The sequence below is a fragment of the Dasania marina DSM 21967 genome (assembly GCF_000373485.1).
Classification (GTDB): Bacteria; Pseudomonadota; Gammaproteobacteria; order Pseudomonadales; family Dasaniaceae; genus Dasania; species Dasania marina.
Genome location: NZ_KB891585.1, coordinates 115,532 through 134,045 on the forward strand (window position 1 = coordinate 115,532; position 18,514 = coordinate 134,045).

Annotated in this window: 20 protein-coding genes; 17 read left to right on the forward strand and 3 right to left on the reverse strand. The window is 47.5% G+C overall.

The annotated features are described in order from the left end of the window. The first annotated feature begins 7 nt into the window (after positions 1 to 7). The 9 genes from B067_RS0110055 (at position 8) to B067_RS21265 (ending at position 8,504) form a co-directional block, all read left to right on the forward strand. On the forward strand, positions 8 to 385 hold the full coding sequence (locus B067_RS0110055) for a DUF4845 domain-containing protein (RefSeq protein WP_035802067.1): 378 nt from the start codon (positions 8 to 10) through the stop codon (positions 383 to 385). Between the two features lie 6 nt (positions 386 to 391). Further along, a complete protein-coding gene (gene rnc / locus B067_RS0110060; protein WP_019529956.1) occupies positions 392 to 1,069 on the forward strand; it encodes a ribonuclease III in 678 nt (225 codons plus the stop codon). Between the two features lie 16 nt (positions 1,070 to 1,085). Then, positions 1,086 to 1,988: a GTPase Era gene (gene era / locus B067_RS0110065; protein ID WP_019529957.1), complete on the forward strand. Its 903-nt coding sequence runs from the start codon at positions 1,086 to 1,088 to the stop codon at positions 1,986 to 1,988. Between the two features lie 12 nt (positions 1,989 to 2,000). Continuing rightward, positions 2,001 to 2,702: a DNA repair protein RecO gene (recO, locus tag B067_RS0110070; RefSeq protein WP_019529958.1), complete on the forward strand. Its 702-nt coding sequence runs from the start codon at positions 2,001 to 2,003 to the stop codon at positions 2,700 to 2,702. 37 nt (positions 2,703 to 2,739) lie between these two features. After that, the gene (gene acpS / locus B067_RS0110075) at positions 2,740 to 3,120 is read left to right on the forward strand and encodes a holo-ACP synthase (protein WP_019529959.1); all 381 of its coding nucleotides are present in this window, start codon (positions 2,740 to 2,742) and stop codon (positions 3,118 to 3,120) included. Positions 3,121 to 3,177: 57 nt separating this feature from the next. After that, on the forward strand, positions 3,178 to 5,412 hold the full coding sequence (gene relA / locus B067_RS0110080; RefSeq protein WP_019529960.1) for a GTP diphosphokinase: 2,235 nt from the start codon (positions 3,178 to 3,180) through the stop codon (positions 5,410 to 5,412). Then, a complete protein-coding gene (gene mazG, locus B067_RS0110085) occupies positions 5,412 to 6,227 on the forward strand; it encodes a nucleoside triphosphate pyrophosphohydrolase (RefSeq protein ID WP_019529961.1) in 816 nt (271 codons plus the stop codon). Before relA ends, mazG begins: the two co-directional genes overlap by 1 nt. Before the next feature lie 223 nt (positions 6,228 to 6,450). Further along, positions 6,451 to 7,098 carry an adenylate kinase gene (gene adk, locus B067_RS0110090; RefSeq protein WP_019529962.1) on the forward strand — a complete coding sequence of 216 codons (648 nt, stop codon included), beginning with the start codon at positions 6,451 to 6,453 and terminating at the stop codon, positions 7,096 to 7,098. Between the two features lie 482 nt (positions 7,099 to 7,580). Beyond that, entirely contained in the window at positions 7,581 to 8,504 is a 924-nt protein-coding gene (locus B067_RS21265; RefSeq protein ID WP_019529964.1) for a hypothetical protein, read from the forward strand. 73 nt (positions 8,505 to 8,577) lie between these two features. On the opposite strand, the gene mobA is transcribed toward B067_RS21265, so the two are convergent. Beyond that, entirely contained in the window at positions 8,578 to 9,162 is a 585-nt protein-coding gene (gene mobA, locus B067_RS0110105; RefSeq protein ID WP_019529965.1) for a molybdenum cofactor guanylyltransferase MobA, read from the reverse strand. Positions 9,163 to 9,272: 110 nt separating this feature from the next. On the opposite strand from mobA, the gene B067_RS0110110 reads away from it, so the two are divergent. The 8 genes from B067_RS0110110 (at position 9,273) to B067_RS20185 (ending at position 17,808) form a co-directional block, all read left to right on the forward strand. Further along, positions 9,273 to 11,234 (forward strand): ATP-dependent DNA helicase, encoded by a 1,962-nt coding sequence (locus B067_RS0110110; protein WP_019529966.1) that lies wholly within the window; start codon positions 9,273 to 9,275, stop codon positions 11,232 to 11,234. 3 nt (positions 11,235 to 11,237) lie between these two features. After that, on the forward strand, positions 11,238 to 11,951 hold the full coding sequence (gene tsaB, locus B067_RS0110115; RefSeq protein ID WP_019529967.1) for a tRNA (adenosine(37)-N6)-threonylcarbamoyltransferase complex dimerization subunit type 1 TsaB: 714 nt from the start codon (positions 11,238 to 11,240) through the stop codon (positions 11,949 to 11,951). 66 nt (positions 11,952 to 12,017) lie between these two features. Beyond that, entirely contained in the window at positions 12,018 to 12,818 is an 801-nt protein-coding gene (locus B067_RS0110120) for an undecaprenyl-diphosphate phosphatase (protein ID WP_019529968.1), read from the forward strand. A gap of 94 nt (positions 12,819 to 12,912) precedes the next feature. Beyond that, on the forward strand, positions 12,913 to 13,233 hold the full coding sequence (locus B067_RS0110125; protein ID WP_019529969.1) for a hypothetical protein: 321 nt from the start codon (positions 12,913 to 12,915) through the stop codon (positions 13,231 to 13,233). A gap of 92 nt (positions 13,234 to 13,325) precedes the next feature. Further along, positions 13,326 to 14,630, forward strand: a complete 1,305-nt coding sequence (locus B067_RS0110130) for a M18 family aminopeptidase (RefSeq protein ID WP_156820811.1) — start codon at positions 13,326 to 13,328, stop codon at positions 14,628 to 14,630. Next, positions 14,630 to 15,727, forward strand: a complete 1,098-nt coding sequence (locus B067_RS0110135) for a tRNA-queuosine alpha-mannosyltransferase domain-containing protein (RefSeq protein ID WP_019529971.1) — start codon at positions 14,630 to 14,632, stop codon at positions 15,725 to 15,727. The genes B067_RS0110130 and B067_RS0110135 overlap by 1 nt, the downstream gene beginning before the upstream one ends. Positions 15,728 to 15,807: 80 nt before the next feature. After that, positions 15,808 to 16,818 carry a tryptophan--tRNA ligase gene (locus B067_RS0110140; protein WP_019529972.1) on the forward strand — a complete coding sequence of 337 codons (1,011 nt, stop codon included), beginning with the start codon at positions 15,808 to 15,810 and terminating at the stop codon, positions 16,816 to 16,818. Positions 16,819 to 16,908: 90 nt separating this feature from the next. After that, on the forward strand, positions 16,909 to 17,808 hold the full coding sequence (locus tag B067_RS20185) for a GGDEF domain-containing protein (RefSeq protein WP_019529973.1): 900 nt from the start codon (positions 16,909 to 16,911) through the stop codon (positions 17,806 to 17,808). Here B067_RS20185 and B067_RS21835 read toward each other — a convergent pair. Together B067_RS21835 and B067_RS0110155 are read right to left on the reverse strand one after the other, a co-directional pair. Continuing rightward, on the reverse strand, positions 17,803 to 17,973 hold the full coding sequence (locus B067_RS21835; protein ID WP_019529974.1) for a hypothetical protein: 171 nt from the start codon (positions 17,971 to 17,973) through the stop codon (positions 17,803 to 17,805). The genes B067_RS20185 and B067_RS21835 overlap by 6 nt on opposite strands. A gap of 10 nt (positions 17,974 to 17,983) precedes the next feature. Further along, complete coding sequence (locus B067_RS0110155) at positions 17,984 to 18,496, reverse strand: hypothetical protein (RefSeq protein ID WP_019529975.1); 513 nt, start codon at positions 18,494 to 18,496, stop codon at positions 17,984 to 17,986. Between the last annotated feature and the right edge of the window lie 18 nt (positions 18,497 to 18,514).

Consider the following 18,514-nt stretch of genomic DNA (forward strand, 5'->3'; position numbering starts at 1 on the left):
AAACATTATGGTAAGCCCTATACGCCAGCGTGGTCTGTCAGGTTTAAGCCTATTAATGGTGTTGTTATTAATTGGTTTTTTTGCAACGGTATTCGTGAAATTATTGCCCATCTATATGAGTTCGTGGACGGTTAAAAGTGTTTTGACCTCTATAGTCGAAGAGGGTGGTACTGGAATGACGCCTGCGGAGATACGCAAGAAAATTGACCGTTCATTCAATATGAACCAAGTTACGGTTATTACCACTAAAGATATAGACATTAAACGTGAAAAAAGCGGCAAAGTTAAAATCAATGCCAACTACGAACAGCGCGTTCCTTTTATGCAAAATGTGGATGTGGTGGTGAAATTCGAGAAGCTTCAATTTGAAGTGCAAGGTAAGTAATTTATAGTGACAGTATCTACGCAACGTTTATTGGCCAAGCTGGGCTATGAGTTTAAGGATAGCCAATTACTAGAGCTGGCACTGAGTCATCGCAGCGTGGGGGCAAAAAACAATGAGCGCCTAGAGTTTTTAGGCGATTCTATTGTTAATTTTGTTATTGCAGAAAGCCTGTTCGAGCGTTTTCCCAAATTAAAAGAAGGCGAGCTTAGCCAAATGCGCGCGCAGATGGTTAAGGGTAAGACCCTGGCTGAAATAGCCCGTGAGTTTGAGTTGGGTGATTATTTAAAGCTGGGGCAGGGTGAAATGAAAAGCGGAGGCTTTCGCCGTGAATCCATTTTGGCCGATACCGTAGAAGCCTTGATAGGTGCCATCTATTTAGACTCAGATATGTTGCAGTGTCGCGAACGCGTGCTGAGCTGGTATCACTCGCGCTTAGAGGCTATAGCCTCTAAGAAAAGTCACAAAGACGCCAAAACCACTTTACAAGAAATACTACAGGCTAAAAAGAAAGCCCTGCCTGTATATACGTTGATAGAAACCAGTGGTGAGGATCATGATCAACACTTTCAGATTGCCTGTGAGATACCCGGGCTGCCCAACTGTATAGGTGAGGGCGGTAATCGGCGCAGTGCCGAACAAGCAGCCGCAGCGGCGGCGATAGAATTAATCGAAAACAGCCTCTAGGCTGGCAGGAAATATTATGAGCGAAACACGCTGTGGTTATGTAGCGATAGTAGGCCGTCCTAATGTCGGCAAGTCTACCTTGCTTAACCATATATTAGGTCAAAAAATTAGTATCACTTCGCGCAAGCCGCAAACCACGCGGCATAGAGTGCTGGGTATTAAAACTGAAAATCAGGTGCAGTCTATCTTTGTAGACACACCGGGTTTACATCAAAATGATGATTCAGAAAAAGCGATTAACCGCTATATGAACCGCGCCGCCAGCTCGGCGATTACCGACGTAGACGTGGTGGTTTTTGTGGTCGACCGAGGCAAGTGGACCACCGCCGATGATTGGGTGCTAGAGCAAGTTAAACGCGCCTCTTGCCCGGTAATTTTAGCGGTTAATAAAGTTGATCAAATAGAAGACAAGTCCAGCCTGCTACCGTTTATACAAGCCGCAGAGCAAAAAATGGATTTTGCTGAAATCGTGCCGGTGTCGGCGTTACGCGATACTAACCTAGATAGTTTAGAGGCCTGTATTAACGAGCGCCTACCCAAGGGTGATTGGTTCTTCGATGAAGATCAAATTACCGACAGAAGTTCGCGCTTTATGGCGGCAGAGTTGGTGCGTGAGAAAATCATGCGTCAGTTAGGCGCGGAAGTGCCCTATGAAATTACCGTAGAAATTGAAGAATTTAGCGATAGCGGTAAAAGTCTGCATATAGGCGCTTTGATACTGGTTGAGCGTGAAGGGCAAAAGCGTATTGTTATCGGCGACAAGGGCGCCCGTTTAAAATTAATAGGGCAGGAGGCTAGGCTGGACATGGAGAAAATGTTCGAACGCAAGGTCATGCTCAAGCTCTGGGTTAAAGTGAAGTCAGGCTGGTCAGATGATGAAAGAGCCTTGCGTAGCCTAGGCTATAACGACTTCGATTAGTGTAGCGTCATTATGCGTGTTGAACTGCAGCCAGCTTATGTTTTACACACCCGGCACTACCGTGACACCAGTATGTTGGTAGATTTTTTCACCCCGCAATATGGCCGTGTTAGTGCGGTAGCCAAAGGGGTGAGGGCAGTTAGTAAAACAGCCAAACAAAAACGCAGCCTGCTGCAGTCTTTTAAGCCTCTGTTGATTAGCTGGGGCGGTAAAAGCGATTTAAAAAGTCTGTTTCATATAGAAGCGCAAGCCGCTAGTTATGCGCTGCAGGGCGAGCGACTATTTAGCGCGATGTATGTTAATGAGCTGCTAACACGTTTATTACAGGCTGAAGAAGAAAATGACGATATCTTTTATTTGTACCAACAGGTGTTAATACAATTAAACTTGCACGAACCTGTTGATATTATTTTGCGTCGTTTTGAGCTGACACTACTCAATTATTTAGGTTATGGCTTACAGCTAGAAAATGTTGCCGATACCGGTGAGGCGATAGCGCCGGATGGGCGCTATCAATACTTTCCCGAACGGGGGTTTAGTGCCTACCATGGCGATCAACCCTTACGAAATAGTTTTAATGGCGCGGATTTATTAGCCATAGCGGCGGCAGATTTTCAGCCCACCGCACGGGCAGCGGCAAAACGGCTATGTAGGCAGGCACTGGGGTTTTATTTAGGCGCTAAACCTTTAAAAAGCCGCGAGTTGTTTTTATGAGTAAGCTTAGCTAACAGGCAAGTTGATAGGTTGCAGAATGATAGTAGGTATAGGTACCGATTTAGTAAAAATTGATCGTATAGAGGCCAGTTATCAACGTTTGGGCAATAAGTTTGCGCAGCGTATATTAACGCCACAGGAATTTGCTCAATTTGAAACAGCGACTAAACCTATAGCCCTATTAGCCAAACGTTTTGCAGTGAAAGAAGCGGCAGGTAAAGCACTAGGTACCGGCATAGGCCAAGGTGTTAGCTGGCAAGATATTTCTATAACCCATAATGAGCTTGGCGCGCCTATGCTGTGTTTTTCCGGTAAAGCGGCAGAATATGCCGCTGCTCGCCAGGTTTGCGGCCAGCACGTTAGTATTAGCGATGAAGACGATATAGCGACTGCTTTCGTGGTGTTAGAAAGCCTGTAACGTTTATATCCCTTAAGGGTATAGATCTCAGCGACTCACAAGGAATACCAGTTAATTATGGTAAAAGTACGTGAAGAATATCCAGTTAATAGCGATGGCTCTATTGATGTCAGTCAGTGGCTAGAGCGCCTGCCGGTAGACCCCGCGGTTGATAAAGTCGAGTTACTGCGGGCCTGTAACTTTAGTCAATTTATAGAGCAGCAACCCAACACCGACTCCCCCAATTCCTGGGGCAAAGAGCACAGCCGTTTCCGTATAGGCATGGAAATGGTTGAGATACTCGCCGACCTACATTTAGATACCGAAACCTTAGTCGCTGCGGTGATTTATAGATTGGTTCGTGAGCATCAACTAGAGCTGGATGTCGTTAGAGAAAATTTTGGTGAGCGTGTCGCCACGCTGATTGAAGGTGTCATACGTATGGCGGCCATGAGTAAGGTGATAGCAGGCGATACCCCGGTGTTAGGCCAAGCCAGTGCGCAAAAAGAAAATATACGCAAAATGCTGGTGGCCTTAGTCGATGATGTGCGAGTGGCATTGTTAAAATTAGCTGAACGCACCTGCGCTATCCGAGCCGTTAAAAATAATCCCACACGCCGCTATTTAGTCGCCCGCGAAGTATTTGATATTTACGCACCGCTGGCTCACCGTTTAGGCATAGGCCATATTAAATGGGAGTTGGAAGACTTATCGTTCCGCTACCTACATGCTGCCTCCTATAAAAAAATTGCCAAATTACTTGATGAAAAAAGATTGGCCAGGCAGCGCTATATAGAAGAAGTTAAGCAGTTGCTCAGCGATGTTTTGGCAAAAAATGCTATAGAGGCTGAGCTCAGTGGTCGAGTTAAACACATCTATAGTATCTGGCGTAAAATGCAGCGCAAAGGCATAGGTTTTTCACAGGTTTACGATATTCGGGCGGTGCGTATATTAGTGCCCGAACTAAAGGACTGTTATGCCGTGCTAGGTTTAGTGCACGGCCTGTGGCGTAATATCGCCAATGAGTTTGACGACTATATCGCCAACCCCAAAGATAATGGTTATCGCTCACTGCATACGGCGGTGATAGGGCCTGAGGGAAAGGTCTTAGAAATACAAATACGTACCTTTGCCATGCATGAGGAATCCGAGTACGGGGTTTGCGCCCACTGGCGTTATAAAGGTGCTGACAGGCATGGTGGCAGCAGCTACGAAGATAAAATTGCCTGGCTGCGGCAGGTGTTAGATTGGCACGAAGAGATAGATGGCGGCACTGAAGAAATTACCAAGCGCTTTGCCAATGCTCAGGATAGAGTCTATGTGTTTACCCCCGACGGCCATGTCGTCAACTTAGCACAGGGCTCTACGCCCTTGGATTTTGCCTACCACATCCATACTGAGGTGGGGCACCGCTGCCGGGGTGCGAAAGTGAATGGTCGTATAGTGTCGCTAACCTATGCGTTGGCCACCGGTGAACAAGTAGAGATATTAACTGGCAAAGAGAACAACCCCAAGCGCGACTGGCTACAACCTAGCTTGCACTACCTGCAATCATCCCGGGCGCGTAGCAAAGTGCAGGCCTGGTTTAGGTTGCAAGCGAGAGAGGATAATGTCGCTGCGGGCCGGGCGCTGGTAGAAAAAGTCTTCAAACGCATGGCCTTAACCAGCCTAGATTACAAAACGGTAGCTACCTATTTTGGCTATCAAGTGGTCGAAGATATGTATGCCGCAGTAGGCGCGGGTGATATTAATACCGCACAAATACTCGCTGTCAGTGAACGCTTTGATAAAGGTGTAGAGGCGCCTGTTACCGAGCTAGTCACTAAGCCGCCCCGCGTTGATGAAGGCAGCAACAATATTATTGTACAAGGGGTAGGTAATCTACTGACGCATTTTGCCAGGTGCTGTAAGCCGGTGCCAGGCGATATGATTATGGGCTATGTTACCCAAGGTCGTGGCGTTAGCATACACCTACAGGATTGCGCCAAACTGCTGCAGTTGCAACACAACGAGCCTGAGCGAATTATAGAAGTGAATTGGGGCGATGCTCAGAAACCACAAAGTTACCCGGTAGATTTAGAAGTCACCGCCTTTGACCGCCAGGGTTTATTACGAGATGTAACGACCTTGCTAGCCAATGCTAAAGTAGATGTTATTGCCATGCAAACCACCACCAATAAAAAAGACCACACGGCCTTAATGGCCTTAACGGTAGAAATGAGTGGCCTAGCAGAATTATCGAACCTGTTAAGCCGTATCAATAGCCTGCCCAATGTTTCTAATGCTTACCGGGTAAGAGAAGATAAAAAATAATGCCTGAGCCTATGTATAGCTTACAAGACTTGCAGTATCTGATGCAGCGCTTACGTGATCCTCAGGACGGCTGCCATTGGGATAAGGAGCAAACCTTTGCCAGCATAGTGCCTCACACCTTGGAAGAGAGCTACGAGCTAGCCGATGCGATAGCCCGTAACGATATGGCGCATATTAAAGAAGAGCTGGGCGACGTATTATTTCAGGTTATTTTTTACAGCCAGTTAGGTGCTGAGCAGCAGGCTTTTAGCTTAGAGGATGTGATCCATCAGCTCACCGCCAAGCTGATACGTAGGCATCCCCATGTTTTCCCCAGTGGTGAATTGCACAGCCGTGCCGGCCAGCAACAGCAGCAAACCGAGCAAGTCAAAGCAAGCTGGGAGGCGATTAAGCAGCAAGAACGTCAGCAAAAACAGCAGCACAGCCTGTTAGCAGATGTACCCCTAGCCTTACCCGCCTTAAATCGCGCAGCTAAACTACAAAAACGTGCCGCCAAAGTGGGCTTTGATTGGAACGATATAAGCAAAGTCATAGATAAGCTGCATGAAGAACTTGCTGAATTGGAGCAGGCCCAACAGGGAGGTGACAAAGCCGAAATAGAATCGGAGTTAGGTGACATCTTATTTTGCTGCGTTAATTTAGCTAGGCATTTACAGGTTAATCCCGAATCAGCCCTACGCTCCACCAATCGTAAGTTTGAGCGGCGTTTTGCGTATATAGAGCAGCAACTGCATAGTCGACAGCAAGCTATAGCCGATAGTAGTTTGGAGCTTTTAGAGTCGCTATGGCTAGAAGCCAAACAACAGCTAGGTTAGCCCTGATGGATTAATCGGCATAAATGGCCGCTGTTTTTACTTTAGCGATGCAATAAAAGGGGTTATTTGGCTAAAATTTGACCGCCTTTTTACTGCCTAGCCTGAATCCGCTTGAGCTTGCTTGGCTAGATGTGTAAGGTTGTGCGCCTTATTTGCCAATCAAAAGATTATTCTGGCCGTATGTAGGCTTTACAGGTTTATTTATTTTTTAGGAGCAATCCCTATGCGAGCTATTTTGTTAGGACCACCCGGTGCCGGTAAAGGTACCCAGGCGCAGTTTATTTGCGAGAAATTTGCAATACCGCAAATCTCCACTGGTGACATGCTGCGCGCAGCGGTGAAAGCAGAAACCGAAATGGGTTTGCAGGTAAAAGCTGTTATGGCCAGCGGCGGTTTAGTGTCAGACGACATTATCATCGGTATCATCAAAGAGCGTATTGCTCAGCCAGATTGTAAAAACGGCTTCTTATTTGATGGTTTCCCTAGAACCATACCGCAAGCTGAAGCACTGCAAGAGGCGGGTGTTGCGATAGATCATGTATTAGAGATATCGGTTGCTGATCAAGAAATTATTTCACGCATGAGCGGCCGTCGAGTTCACGAGGCATCAGGGCGTGTTTATCACCTGGTATTTAACCCGCCAGCACAAGAAGGTGTGGACGACGAAACCGGTGAGGTCTTAATTCAGCGTGAAGATGACCATGAAGATACTGTGCGCAAGCGTTTAGAAATCTACCATGATCAAACAGCACCTTTAGTGGCTTTTTATCAAGCTAAGTCAGATGAGATAGGCTCAAAATACCATTGCGTAGCCGGCGTGGGCAGTGTTGACGATATACGTAATAAAGTACTGGCGGCACTATCCAGCTAAACCGCGACATAAAGTGTTGTCTTTTTCGACACACACAATAAAAAAAGGCTCCTTAGGGAGCCTTTTTTTATTGTCGCTAAATCGATTATATAAGCTTGCGTATAGCTGATGTTTTTAATTTTTTGGGGTTAATTATTCGTTTTCAAAAGCTGCTTGCTTGTAATTGACGATGCTATAAAAAGGAAATGTCATAGCTATTATTTTTAAAATCAGCGCTGGTTTGTAAAATACATTTTTATAAGATGCGGGAGCAAAAATCCTTATTTCCCAACTTCAACCCTGATTTTTTAAAAAAAAGTCACTTTTCTTTAAAAAAAAGTGAAAAAAACGTTAAAAAAACAAAAAAAACTTTAGAAATATGGGTTTTTAGACTAAGTATTAAGTGGATTTTAAAAATATGTGCTTGTTTCTTATTTAATAAAATTAATCAATCCATAAGAAACTGTTGTAACGCACAAGGCCATTGTTGAGGAGAAAGCAAAATGCCCAAAGCAAAAGCAAAGAGAAAGCCTGCTGCGAAGAAACGGGTTGCAGCAAAAAAAGCACCAGCTAAGTCTGCTGTATTAGCCCCTGCGGTTGCGAAAGCGCAAGAGGCCATGGCTAAGCTGACTAAATCCATAGACGGCGAGCAGAAAAGCCAATCTTCTTTACAGAAGAAAGCGGTAGCTGCTAAGAAGAAGGCAGCAAAATCAGGCAAAGCAGCAGATAAAAATGCCGCTAAGCGTGCTAGAGCGGCTACTGCTAAGGCAGCAGCTAAAATCAAAGCATTACGGGCTAAATCTGCTGATGCAAAACTCAGGCTTACTAAAGCCAAGTCAGATGCTAAGGCTAAAGCAGCAGTAGCCGCGGTAGAGGCTACGTTAGCAAGCCGCGCAGCAGCACAAGCCGCAGCTGACAGTGCGGCACTGGCCAAAGCGGTTAAAGCCTATGAAGCCAATTGGGTGAAAAAACGCGTCGCAGCTAATAAGAAGCGATTAGCCGCATTAGCTAAGAAGTTAAAGGCCAAGGCCGCAGCAGCAGCTAAGAAGGAGGCCGCTAAAATTGCTACGGCTGAGCGCAAGGCCGCTGCTAAAGCGAAGGTACTAGCTAGGAAAGTGGCCGCTAAGGCCAAAATAGCGGAGCGTAAAGCCGCTGCCAAAGCCAAGGCTGCCGAGCGCAAGGCCGCGGCTAAAGCCAAAGCTGCCGCGAAAAAAGCTGTTGCTAAGGCGAAGAAGAAAGTCGCACCTAAGAAAAAGGCCGCTGCCAAGAAAAAAGCAGCCCCTAAGAAAAAGGCCGCGGCGAAGAAAAAAGCAGCTCCTAAGAAAAAAGTAGCCGCGAAGAAAAAAGCGGCCCCCAAGAAAAAGGCCGCAGCCAAGAAGCCAGCCAAGAAAAAGGCAGCTAAGCGCAAAGCCGCTAAGAAAAAGTAATACTTAGCCTATACAAAAACCCCAGCTAGCCTTGCTACTGGGGTTTTTTATTGCCGGTATGAAAATAATGAGTCTAGCGCAGCTGATCCAGCAGTTCAGGGCTATTAATATTGAAAAACTGCCCTTTTAAATCCGATAAGTCAGCAGCATGGGCTACATGTTGTTGCTGCCACGCTCTCACTCGCCTTTCGCCTTGCCTTAAATAAGCCTGCAAGCTAGCGGCTAGCGATGTTTTCATTAGGCAAAGCAAGTATTGGCCTTGTTCGCCGTCATCAACATAGCTAATGTCGCCATCGCTGCTAAGCAGGGTATCGGCCAGTCTAGTGACTAAATCCTTGGGCAAAATGGGGCTATCGCAGGGGCAAACCAAGCAATACTCGGTTTTAATATGAGGTAGGCAACTGGCGATGCCGGCCAGCGGCCCTTGATAATCAGCTAATTGATCGCTGATGCAGGGGTAGCCATATTGTTGATATTGCTCGATGTTGCGGTTGCAGCTAATCACAATATCGCTGACTTGTTCACGTATTTGATTAATAACATGGCTCACCAAGGGTTGTTCTTGCCACAGTATCAAGCCTTTATCTCTATGCTGAAAGCGGCTGCCTTGGCCGCCAGCCAAAATGATAGCGCTAATATTTTTGCGATCAATTTTCATCAATTTACCGTAAACTTGTGGTCATAAATATGTCGGGCCTTAGTCTACACCGAAATAGCCCCAGCTCGACAAATCATCATCAACAGTTATAACGGTAGTTCATTATCCCTGTGAAAAACGCTACAGACTATTCCTCACTGCTAGGCGAACAGGGGCTATTTGCACAGCATATTAGTGACTTCGTTGCCAGACCAGGCCAGCAGCAAATGGTTGAGCGGGTTGCGGCGGCCATTAACCAGCAGCAAAACTATGTTATTGAGGCCCCTTCCGGTTTAGGAAAAACCTGGGGCTATGTTATACCGGCCTTGCTAAGTGGCAAAAAAACGCTGATATCCACCGCCGGCCACTACCTACAACAGCAATTGTATTTGCGTGATATTCCACAAGTGCAACAGTGCTTAGGCTTAAACCGCAGCATTGCACTCTTAAAAGGGCGCAGTAATTATTTGTGTCCCTACTATATAAAAAAGCATATACAGGCTGAGACCAAAAGCGCTGCTGCGCAGCAGCGGCAAAGACAGCTTAGTCATATTTACCAACAGCTGCGGGAAAGCGGGCAGGGCGATATTAGTGTGTTAGCTATACCTGCTAACCTGCGTTCTTATGTCAGCTGTGCTGCCGAGGAGTGTTTAGCTGAGCGCTGCCCAGATTTTAAAGCCTGTCCTTTGTTTAAAGCGCGTCGCCGCGCTGAACATGCCGATGTGGTGATTGTGAATCACAGCCTATTACTCAGTGATGAAAGTGCTGCTAGCCGCACGCTTATTAAGCAAGCACAGACGGTGATAGTGGATGAGGCGCATCGTTTACTCGCATTAGCGCAACAATTTTCCGAGCATAGAGTGAGTAGCCGTCAGCTGCGGCAATTTATACGGCAACTGTTAAGTACCTGCCAGCGTTGTACTGCTGAAGATGCCAGCATACAACGCTATCTCGGCCAATTAACACAATGGCTAAGTGACTTGCCTGCGCAGTTACCAACCAGCATACCGTACCAGCGTGCCGCGCATGTTCGCGTGGTGCAGCAAGTGCTACAAATTTTTAGCCACTTATTGCCATGGTTTACCATCGCCAAAGAGCGTGATTATCAATTGAGTTTATTGGCGACCCAAGCTCAACAGCTGCATAACGCTTTACTGGCCATACTCTCTGCTGAAGGTTTATGTTGGGTACAAAAACAAGGTCGTGGCTTTGTGATACAAAATACGCCAGTGCATGTATTGGATAACTTACAAAAAACCATAGCGGCCTATCCGCAGCATAGCTGGATACTTACCTCAGCAACGCTGTCTAGCTGCGCAGCAACAGAGCAGCCACTACTGGCTGATGAAATGGTGTTACGGCGCACCGGCTTAAACTCGCAGCAGTCCTATCGCTTAGCCAGCCCTTTTGATTTTCAGCAGCAGGCGCGTTTATATTTACCAGCTATGCAGCACAGCCCTGAGCAGTGTGGTTTTTATACGGAGTTTTGCCAACGGCTAGCTGAGTTTGTCGCCCTGTGCCCAGGCCGGGTGTTAGTGTTGTTCAGCAGTTATCGCGCCTTAAACACAGTTGCTGAGCAATTAGCTTTACCGCCGCATAGGCAGCTTTTACAGCAGGCCAAAACTGAGCAGGGTGGCGCGGATAATTATGCGCTACTAAAACAATTTATTGCCTTACCCCAGGGTATCTTATTAGCTACCGGCGCTTTTTGGGAGGGGGTAGATTTATCAGGTGCGCCCCTATCAGCAGTGGTGATGGATAAACTTCCCTTTAGCTCGCCCACTGATCCTTTAACGAAATTACGCAGCCATTATTTACAACAGCATGGGGTGGATAGCTTTAACGAATTTATGTTGCCTGAGGCAATTATCAAATTCCGTCAAGGTTGTGGCAGATTATTGCGACGAGTAGGGGATAAGGGCGTTATAATGCTGGCCGATAATAGACTGCACACTAAGTCCTACGGTCAGCGTTTTATTGATAGCATACCGGGGCTGCCACAGTGTTCTAGCCTAGAACAGCTAGACGTGTTTTTTAATCATCCACTTGTTAATGACCTACATGTTAATAACGACCCAGCCAGCACGAATTAATTTATGAAAATACTTGCCGTTGATAGCAGCACAGAAGCCTGCTCGGTTGCCTTACTGGATAGCGATAAGCTCAGCGAGGGCGACCAGCCTATGCCGCCATTGGCGCTGTATGAATTGGCCCCCAGAGAGCATAGCCAGCGATTGCTACCCATGGTCGATCAACTATTAGCAGAGGCTGGCATCAGCATAAAGCAGCTAGATGCCATAGCCTTTGGCAAAGGGCCGGGTTCGTTTACTGGCCTGCGCATATGCTTAGGCCTAGTGCAGGGCTTAGCCTATGGTGCTGATGTACCGGTGATACCGGTTTCCTCATTACAGGCATTGGCGCAAACCGCCTTGGATTTGGGGGAAGTAACCGCCGCGCAGCCTGTTATTGCCAGCATCGATGCTCGAATGAGTGAGATATACTGGTGCGCCTATCGCTGTGAGCAGGGCCTCATGCAGCCTATCATCGATGAGCAATTAAACGCGCCGCAAGATTTCATCCAGCCATCAGCGCTGAATAACTTTGCTGCGGTAGGCAGTGGTTGGCAGTATAGGCAAGCGATGGACTATCAGGGTCTAGGGTACTGCAACGATCAATTACTACCCCGCGCCTCAGCCGTCGCCAGCTTAGCCCTAGCGCAGTATCAGGCTGGCCATTACTGCGCCGCCGATCAGGCCCAGCCCACCTATATACGTGACCAAGTGGCCTGGAAAAAAATCGCTGATCAATAGCACAAACCCTAAAGCTTAAATCCTAAACAAATAAGCCACAACAATAATGCAGGGAGTGACCTAGCAGTGGATGAAGTACAGATTATTTTACTGGCCATAGTGCAAGGCTTTACCGAGTTTTTACCTATATCCAGTTCTGGCCATTTGCTCTTACCGAAAGAATTATTGGGCTGGCCCGATCAGGGCCTAGCCTTTGATGTGGCGGTGCATGTGGGTTCATTAATGGCGGTGCTGCTGTATTTTCGCAAAGATGTTGTTAATTTAATGCAGGCCTGGTGTGGCAATGTAGTGGGGCGGCCCGCTACAGACGACAGTCGTTTAGCTTGGTGTGTGTTGTTGGCGACCTTACCCGCGGGGCTAATCGGATTAGCGGCCGACAGTTTTATAGAGCAACATTTGCGTGGTATGGCGGTAGTGGCCACCACCACCATCGTGTTTGGTTTGTTATTGGGTTGGGCCGACAAAATCGGCGCACAAAGCAAAACGCTACTCAGTATTAGCTGGCGCGTGGCTTTAATCATAGGTTTCGCCCAGGCGCTGGCCTTAATACCGGGTACCTCTCGCTCAGGTATTACTATTACCGCTGCTTTACTGCTGGGATTTAACCGCGAGTCATCAGCGCGATTTTCATTTTTATTATCCATACCCATAATCGTGGCAGCCGGTGGCTTAAAAACGCTACAGCTAATCAGTGCCGAAACGGCAGTGCCCTGGGGTGAGATTATCAGTGGTGCCTTGTTATCGGCGGTAACGGCCTACCTCTGCATCTATTATTTTCTCAAGTTAATCGATCGTATAGGCATGATGCCTTTTGTGATTTATCGCCTAATCTTAGGGGCAGGCCTACTACTGATGTTATGGCTATAAGTGCTGGCTAAGCCTATAATGGCGCTTTGATTATTTGTTAGATTCGTTGTTTAGACTAATTGCCCAGACCGTTTGTTAAGCGAGTGTTAACCCCGTGCAAATTGCTAACTCTACTATTAGCCCGCAAATACCCCGCGTTAGTGATAACGCCCAGCGGGTATTGCGTGATGCACCACAACGGCAGCAGCCTAATCAGGCGGACGTGCCGCCGACTATTAGTGAGTCGGATAGCGAGTTACAGTTACAGCGCCGGCAAGAGCTAGCTCGTGCCATAGCCGCCAGCCGTAGTGCTAACGATATAGACCAAAGCCTACCCCGTAGTAGTCAGCAAGCTATTAGAGCCTTTGAAAGCAATAAGCCCACCGTAGAGCAGCAACTGGGTATAGAACTCATCGGTATCGATACCTACGCCTAAGTCTGAGCCTAAATGTAAGCCACTATGCTTAGCTCTTTTATCCCTTAATCTTTTTATTTTATGAATGCCTTATCAGCTCAATGGATTTAACCATGCAAGAACTCAACACCTTTAATAAAGACTTAATGGCTTTTATCGCCGCATCGCCCACACCATTTCATGCGGTGCAGGAAATGGCCAGCCGTTTACAGGCGGCAGGTTTTGAGGCCTTAAACGAGGCTGAGGCTTGGCAGTTGCAGCCTGAGGGGCGTTACTATGTGGTACGCAATGGCTCGGCCATTATTGCCTTTAGCAATTTAGCGGGCAGCCACGTAGAAAAGGGATTTCGCATGGTGGGCGCGCATACCGATAGCCCCTGTTTGCGAGTAAAACCCAATCCTGAGTTAAACCATAATGGCTATTTTCAACTGGGGGTAGAGGTGTATGGTGGCGCTTTATTAAACCCTTGGTTTGATAGGGACTTATCCCTAGCGGGCCGGCTAAGCTATAAAACCAAAGCCGGTGATATTAAAAGCGCGCTAATTAATTACGCCAAACCGATTGCTATCATCCCCAGCCTAGCGATTCATTTGGATAGAGAAGCTAACAACATCCGCAGTGTTAATCCGCAAAAAGACATACCGCCCATAGTGATGCAGGCTGAAAAAGGCCAGCAGGATTTTCGCGCTATGTTATTAGCTAGGCTCAAAAAAGAACAGCCTAACAGCGATGCGGCAAAAGTTTTAGATTTCGAATTAAGTTTTTACGATACCCAGTTGCCAGCCATAGTCGGCTTAGAGCAGGACTTTTTAGCCAGCGCGCGCTTGGATAATTTATTGTCCTGTTATGTAGGCATGCAAGCGCTGTTAAGCAATAAAGATCAAAATGCACTGCTAGTGTGTAACGACCACGAAGAAGTGGGCAGCGCCTCTAGTTCAGGTGCCGATGGCCCTATGCTTAAATCGGTATTAGAGCGGCTAGTACCTAATACCGAGCAACTCACTCGCGCCTTAGATAGGTCGATGATGGTGTCGGCGGATAATGCCCACGGTATACACCCCAATTTTGCCGATAGGCACGATGCTAACCATGGCCCACAACTGAACCAGGGGCCGGTGATTAAAATCAATCACAACCAGCGCTACGCCACCAACTCTGAAACTGCCGCGTTAATGAGGCACTTGGCCGAACAAATTGAGGTGCCGTTGCAAAGCTTTGTGGTGCGTACCGATATGGCCTGTGGTAGTACCATAGGTCCCATCACCGCCAGCAACTTGGGGGTTAAAACCTTGGATATAGGTGTGCCCACCTTTGCCATGCACTCCATACGCGAGCTGGCAGGGGCTAAGGATGCCCATTATTTGTATCAGCTATTGGCAAAGTTTTATCAGCAAAAAAGCGTAGCTATTAGCGCTTAATGAAGCGGATTTTACTGTTATCGGCCTATCACACTACTAGCCACAAGGCTTGGTGTGACGGCCTGATGAGTCAGCTAGCGGATTTTGATTGGACCCTGTTAAGCTTACCCGATAGATATTTTCGCTGGCGTATACGGGGCAACCCTTTGTCGTGGCATGAGTCGCCGCAGCTGGCGCAAAGCTATGACTTAATCGTCGCCACCTCCATGGTGGATTTAGCGACGTTAAAAGGTCTGCACCCACACTTAGCTGTCACTCCCAGCCTGTTATATTTTCATGAAAACCAATTTGAATTTCCTACGTCAAAGGAGCAACACAATAGCGTAGACCCGCAAATGGTGAATCTCTACAGCGCCATGGCGGCCGATAAGCTGGCCTTTAATAGCCAGTGGAATCAAGATAGTTTTTTTAGCGGGGTAGAGCGGCTACTAAAAAAGCTGCCCGATCAATTGCCGCAACAACTACTGCCGACACTGCTGGCTAAAAGCACGGTGCTGCCCGTCGCTATAGCCGATGACTTACAGCCGCTGCCACATAAACAATTGCAGACTTTAACCCTGTTGTGGGCGGCTAGGTGGGAGTATGACAAAGGCCCTGAGCGCTTATTAGCCCTGTTGGAATTGCTAGAGGTTAGTGGTATAGATTACCGGCTTAATCTGATAGGGCCACAATTTAGACAGCTTCCAGCCGCGTTTGCTCAGATTCAACAGCGCTTCCAGCATCGCTTACTAGCCGTGGGTTATCAAGCCAATCGGGCTGACTATATAACGGTGTTGCAAAGCAGTGATGTTTTTATCAGCACTGCCTTGCATGAGTTTCAAGGCTTATCGGCTTTAGAGGCGGTAGCTTGCGGTTGCATCCCCTTAGTGCCTAATCGGCTTTCCTACCCCGAGTTGTTTACGGCGGATTACTGCTATGCCTCCCATCTAGGGTCACAGCTAGAATCAGTGGTACAAGAGGCGCAGGCGCTGCTGGCAAAAATTATAGCCTTTAATAAAGAGCTTCCACCTAAGCCTGCGGTGCAAGCCTGGCAATGGCAGCAGCTACAACCGCGCTATCAAACCCTGCTGGCCGAGCTTAGCCACAAAGCGCGCTAGGGTATGGCGGCTACCAGCCTGACTCTGTATCATTGCGGCCATCATTTATAGTCTTTCATTCTGTTAGGTAAGCAAGTTCTATGGCTAAGCAACGCGTATTAACGGGTATAACCACCACCGGCACTCCCCACTTGGGCAACTATGTAGGCGCAATACGGCCAGCGATAGAGTCCAGCCGCAGTGCTGATATCGATGCTTACTTTTTCTTGGCGGATTATCATGCCTTAATCAAATGTGGCGACCCCGCCAAGGTGCAGCAATCCACCAAAGAGATAGCCGCTACTTGGCTGGCCTTGGGTTTAGATACTGATAACACCACCTTTTATCGCCAGTCTGATGTGCCGGAAGTGACCGAGCTGAGTTGGATATTAACCTGCTTAACCGCCAAGGGCTTGATGAACCGCGCTCATGCCTACAAAGCGTCGGTGCAAGTGAATGAAGAAGAAGGGGTAGACCCAGACAAGGGCATTATGATGGGTTTGTTTAACTACCCCATTTTAATGGCTGCCGACATCCTGATGTTTAACGGCGAAAAAATTCCCGTGGGCAAAGATCAAGTTCAACATATAGAAATGGCCAGAGATATCGCCCAGAAATTCAATCACCACTACAAGCAAGAGGTCTTCACCTTACCCGAAGCGGTGGTGGGTGAGGACGGTGCCATACTTAGCGGCTTAGATGGCCGCAAAATGAGTAAGAGCTACAACAACACCATACCCTTGTTTTTGCCCGAGAAAAAACTGCAAAAACATATCAACAAAATCAAAACCAATTTGCTGGAGCCCGGTGAAGCTAAAGACCCTAACGATTCTGCTGTGTTTGCTATTTGGCAGGCTTTTGCCAATACTGAACAGCAGCAATATATGCGCGAGCAATTTGCCCAGGGTATAGCGTGGGGGCAGGCTAAAAAAGAATTATTTGCTTTAATCAATGAGCAGGTAAGTGCCGCTAGAGAACGTTATGAGGCGCTGATGGCCGATGGCGCTTTTATAGAGCAAGAATTGCAAAAAGGCGCGGCCAAAGCTAGAGCTAGCGCAAAACCATTAATGGAAAAAGTTCGTCGGGCTGCTGGCATAGCACCTATAAGCTAGTGTAAGCATTGCTAGTATTTTTGCTTAACTACTCTAAGCTATTGTTAATAGTGACAATGATGAAATTTCTTATCAAAGGCTAGTTGCTCCATGATAAACAGACCGCTAATAGTGATTTTAGCGCCAGCGGCTCAAGCCGAAGCGCTAATGACGGACAAGCTAGAAGACGAGTTTAATTTGCTGAATGCTGAAAACTTGGATGAGTTACAACGTTTGGCCGCTGACAGAAAGCGTATAGAGATGCTGGTGGTATATACCGACACTCTAGCCGAAGACTGTGCTCAGCTGCGCGCGATGGACGCGTTGCGTGAGCTACCCATTTTAGCTGTGGGCCGTTATGGTTCAGAGCAAATGCAAGACCAGTCCATAGCCGCAGGCGCTATCGATTACATAGACTTAGGTCATGCCACGGCAACTGTTTTCGAGGCACGGGTGCACTCTCTCTACGCGTTAAAAGCACGTACCGACCAGTTAACTGAAATAGCGCGTTTGGATGCGCTTACCGCCGTACCCAATCGTTATTATTTTGAAGAAGCTATCGATATAGAGTGGCGTCGCTGTTGCCGTGAATTTAATGCTTTAGCTTTAATCATGATAGATGTCGATGCCTTCACCGCCTTCAACCACCACTATGGTGCAGGCGTAGGTGACAATTGTTTAAAGCGTATTGCTAAGGTCATAGAAAACAACTGCCTGCGGGCCGCCGATGTGGTGGCGCGCTTTGATAGCGATGAGTTTGTGGTGCTGTTACCCGGCACAGAGTTTGAAAATGCCCTGCGAGTAGCCGAAAATATCTGTAAAGCGGTGGCGGCGCTGGATTTAATACACGAATATTCCGATTGCTCCGATATAGTGACGGTGAGTGTGGGCGTAGCCTCTATAGACCCCACCCAAGATCAAGACTATAAACTGTTGGTTACTGAAGTTGAAGAAGTGCTACATCGTGCTCAACAGCAGGGCGGTAATCAGGCTCAGGGCGTAGCCTTATAAGCAGGCCTCTAAACACAGGCGTCGCAGCGATTGCTGGGCCTGCATATCTAAACCTTTCATCTCACTGACGGTAATACTGCCCGTCGCTAAAACCTTCACTAAGCTGTCGGCATCAATCGCAATATTAATACGCTGGGGTAGTTGGTTAGCTTGCTGATTATTCACCTTTTTCTCCTCAGTGGCTGTCGGCCCAAAATAGGCTATTAGTCGGTTGCAGGGCAGTGGTTTTGTCGCTGATCTGTTGGCATTGCTGAGGGCTGGGTCGCGATTTTTCACGACTGCCAAACTGCTGTATGACATTGCAGGAAATGGTCAAATAATTATCCAATAACCAGTGTTGTTGTATCAGCCTTGCACAGCGGCCGCTGAGCTGGTTGTGTACTCGAATTAGCATATCTAACTGCAAACTATAATGCTGCAATTGCTTATAGCATTGTGCTAGCGAGTGGCCTGCAAGCATCATGCGTTCGGCATAATTGAGTAGGGTGTTTTTATGATCATTGCTATCGACTTGCTGTAGTAGCCACTCACCGATCTCAAAGCTGCAACCATAATAGCTATGCGCTTGTTGCCAGTGGCCGCGCTGGTATAAGCGTTGGCCATCGGCCATCCACGTTTCCCAGTAGCTAATGGCTTGGCGTGGGCTGTTTAAGGTTTGGGCTTGATGCTGGCGACATAAAAAGCGCATGGTGTAATTCCTTATCCT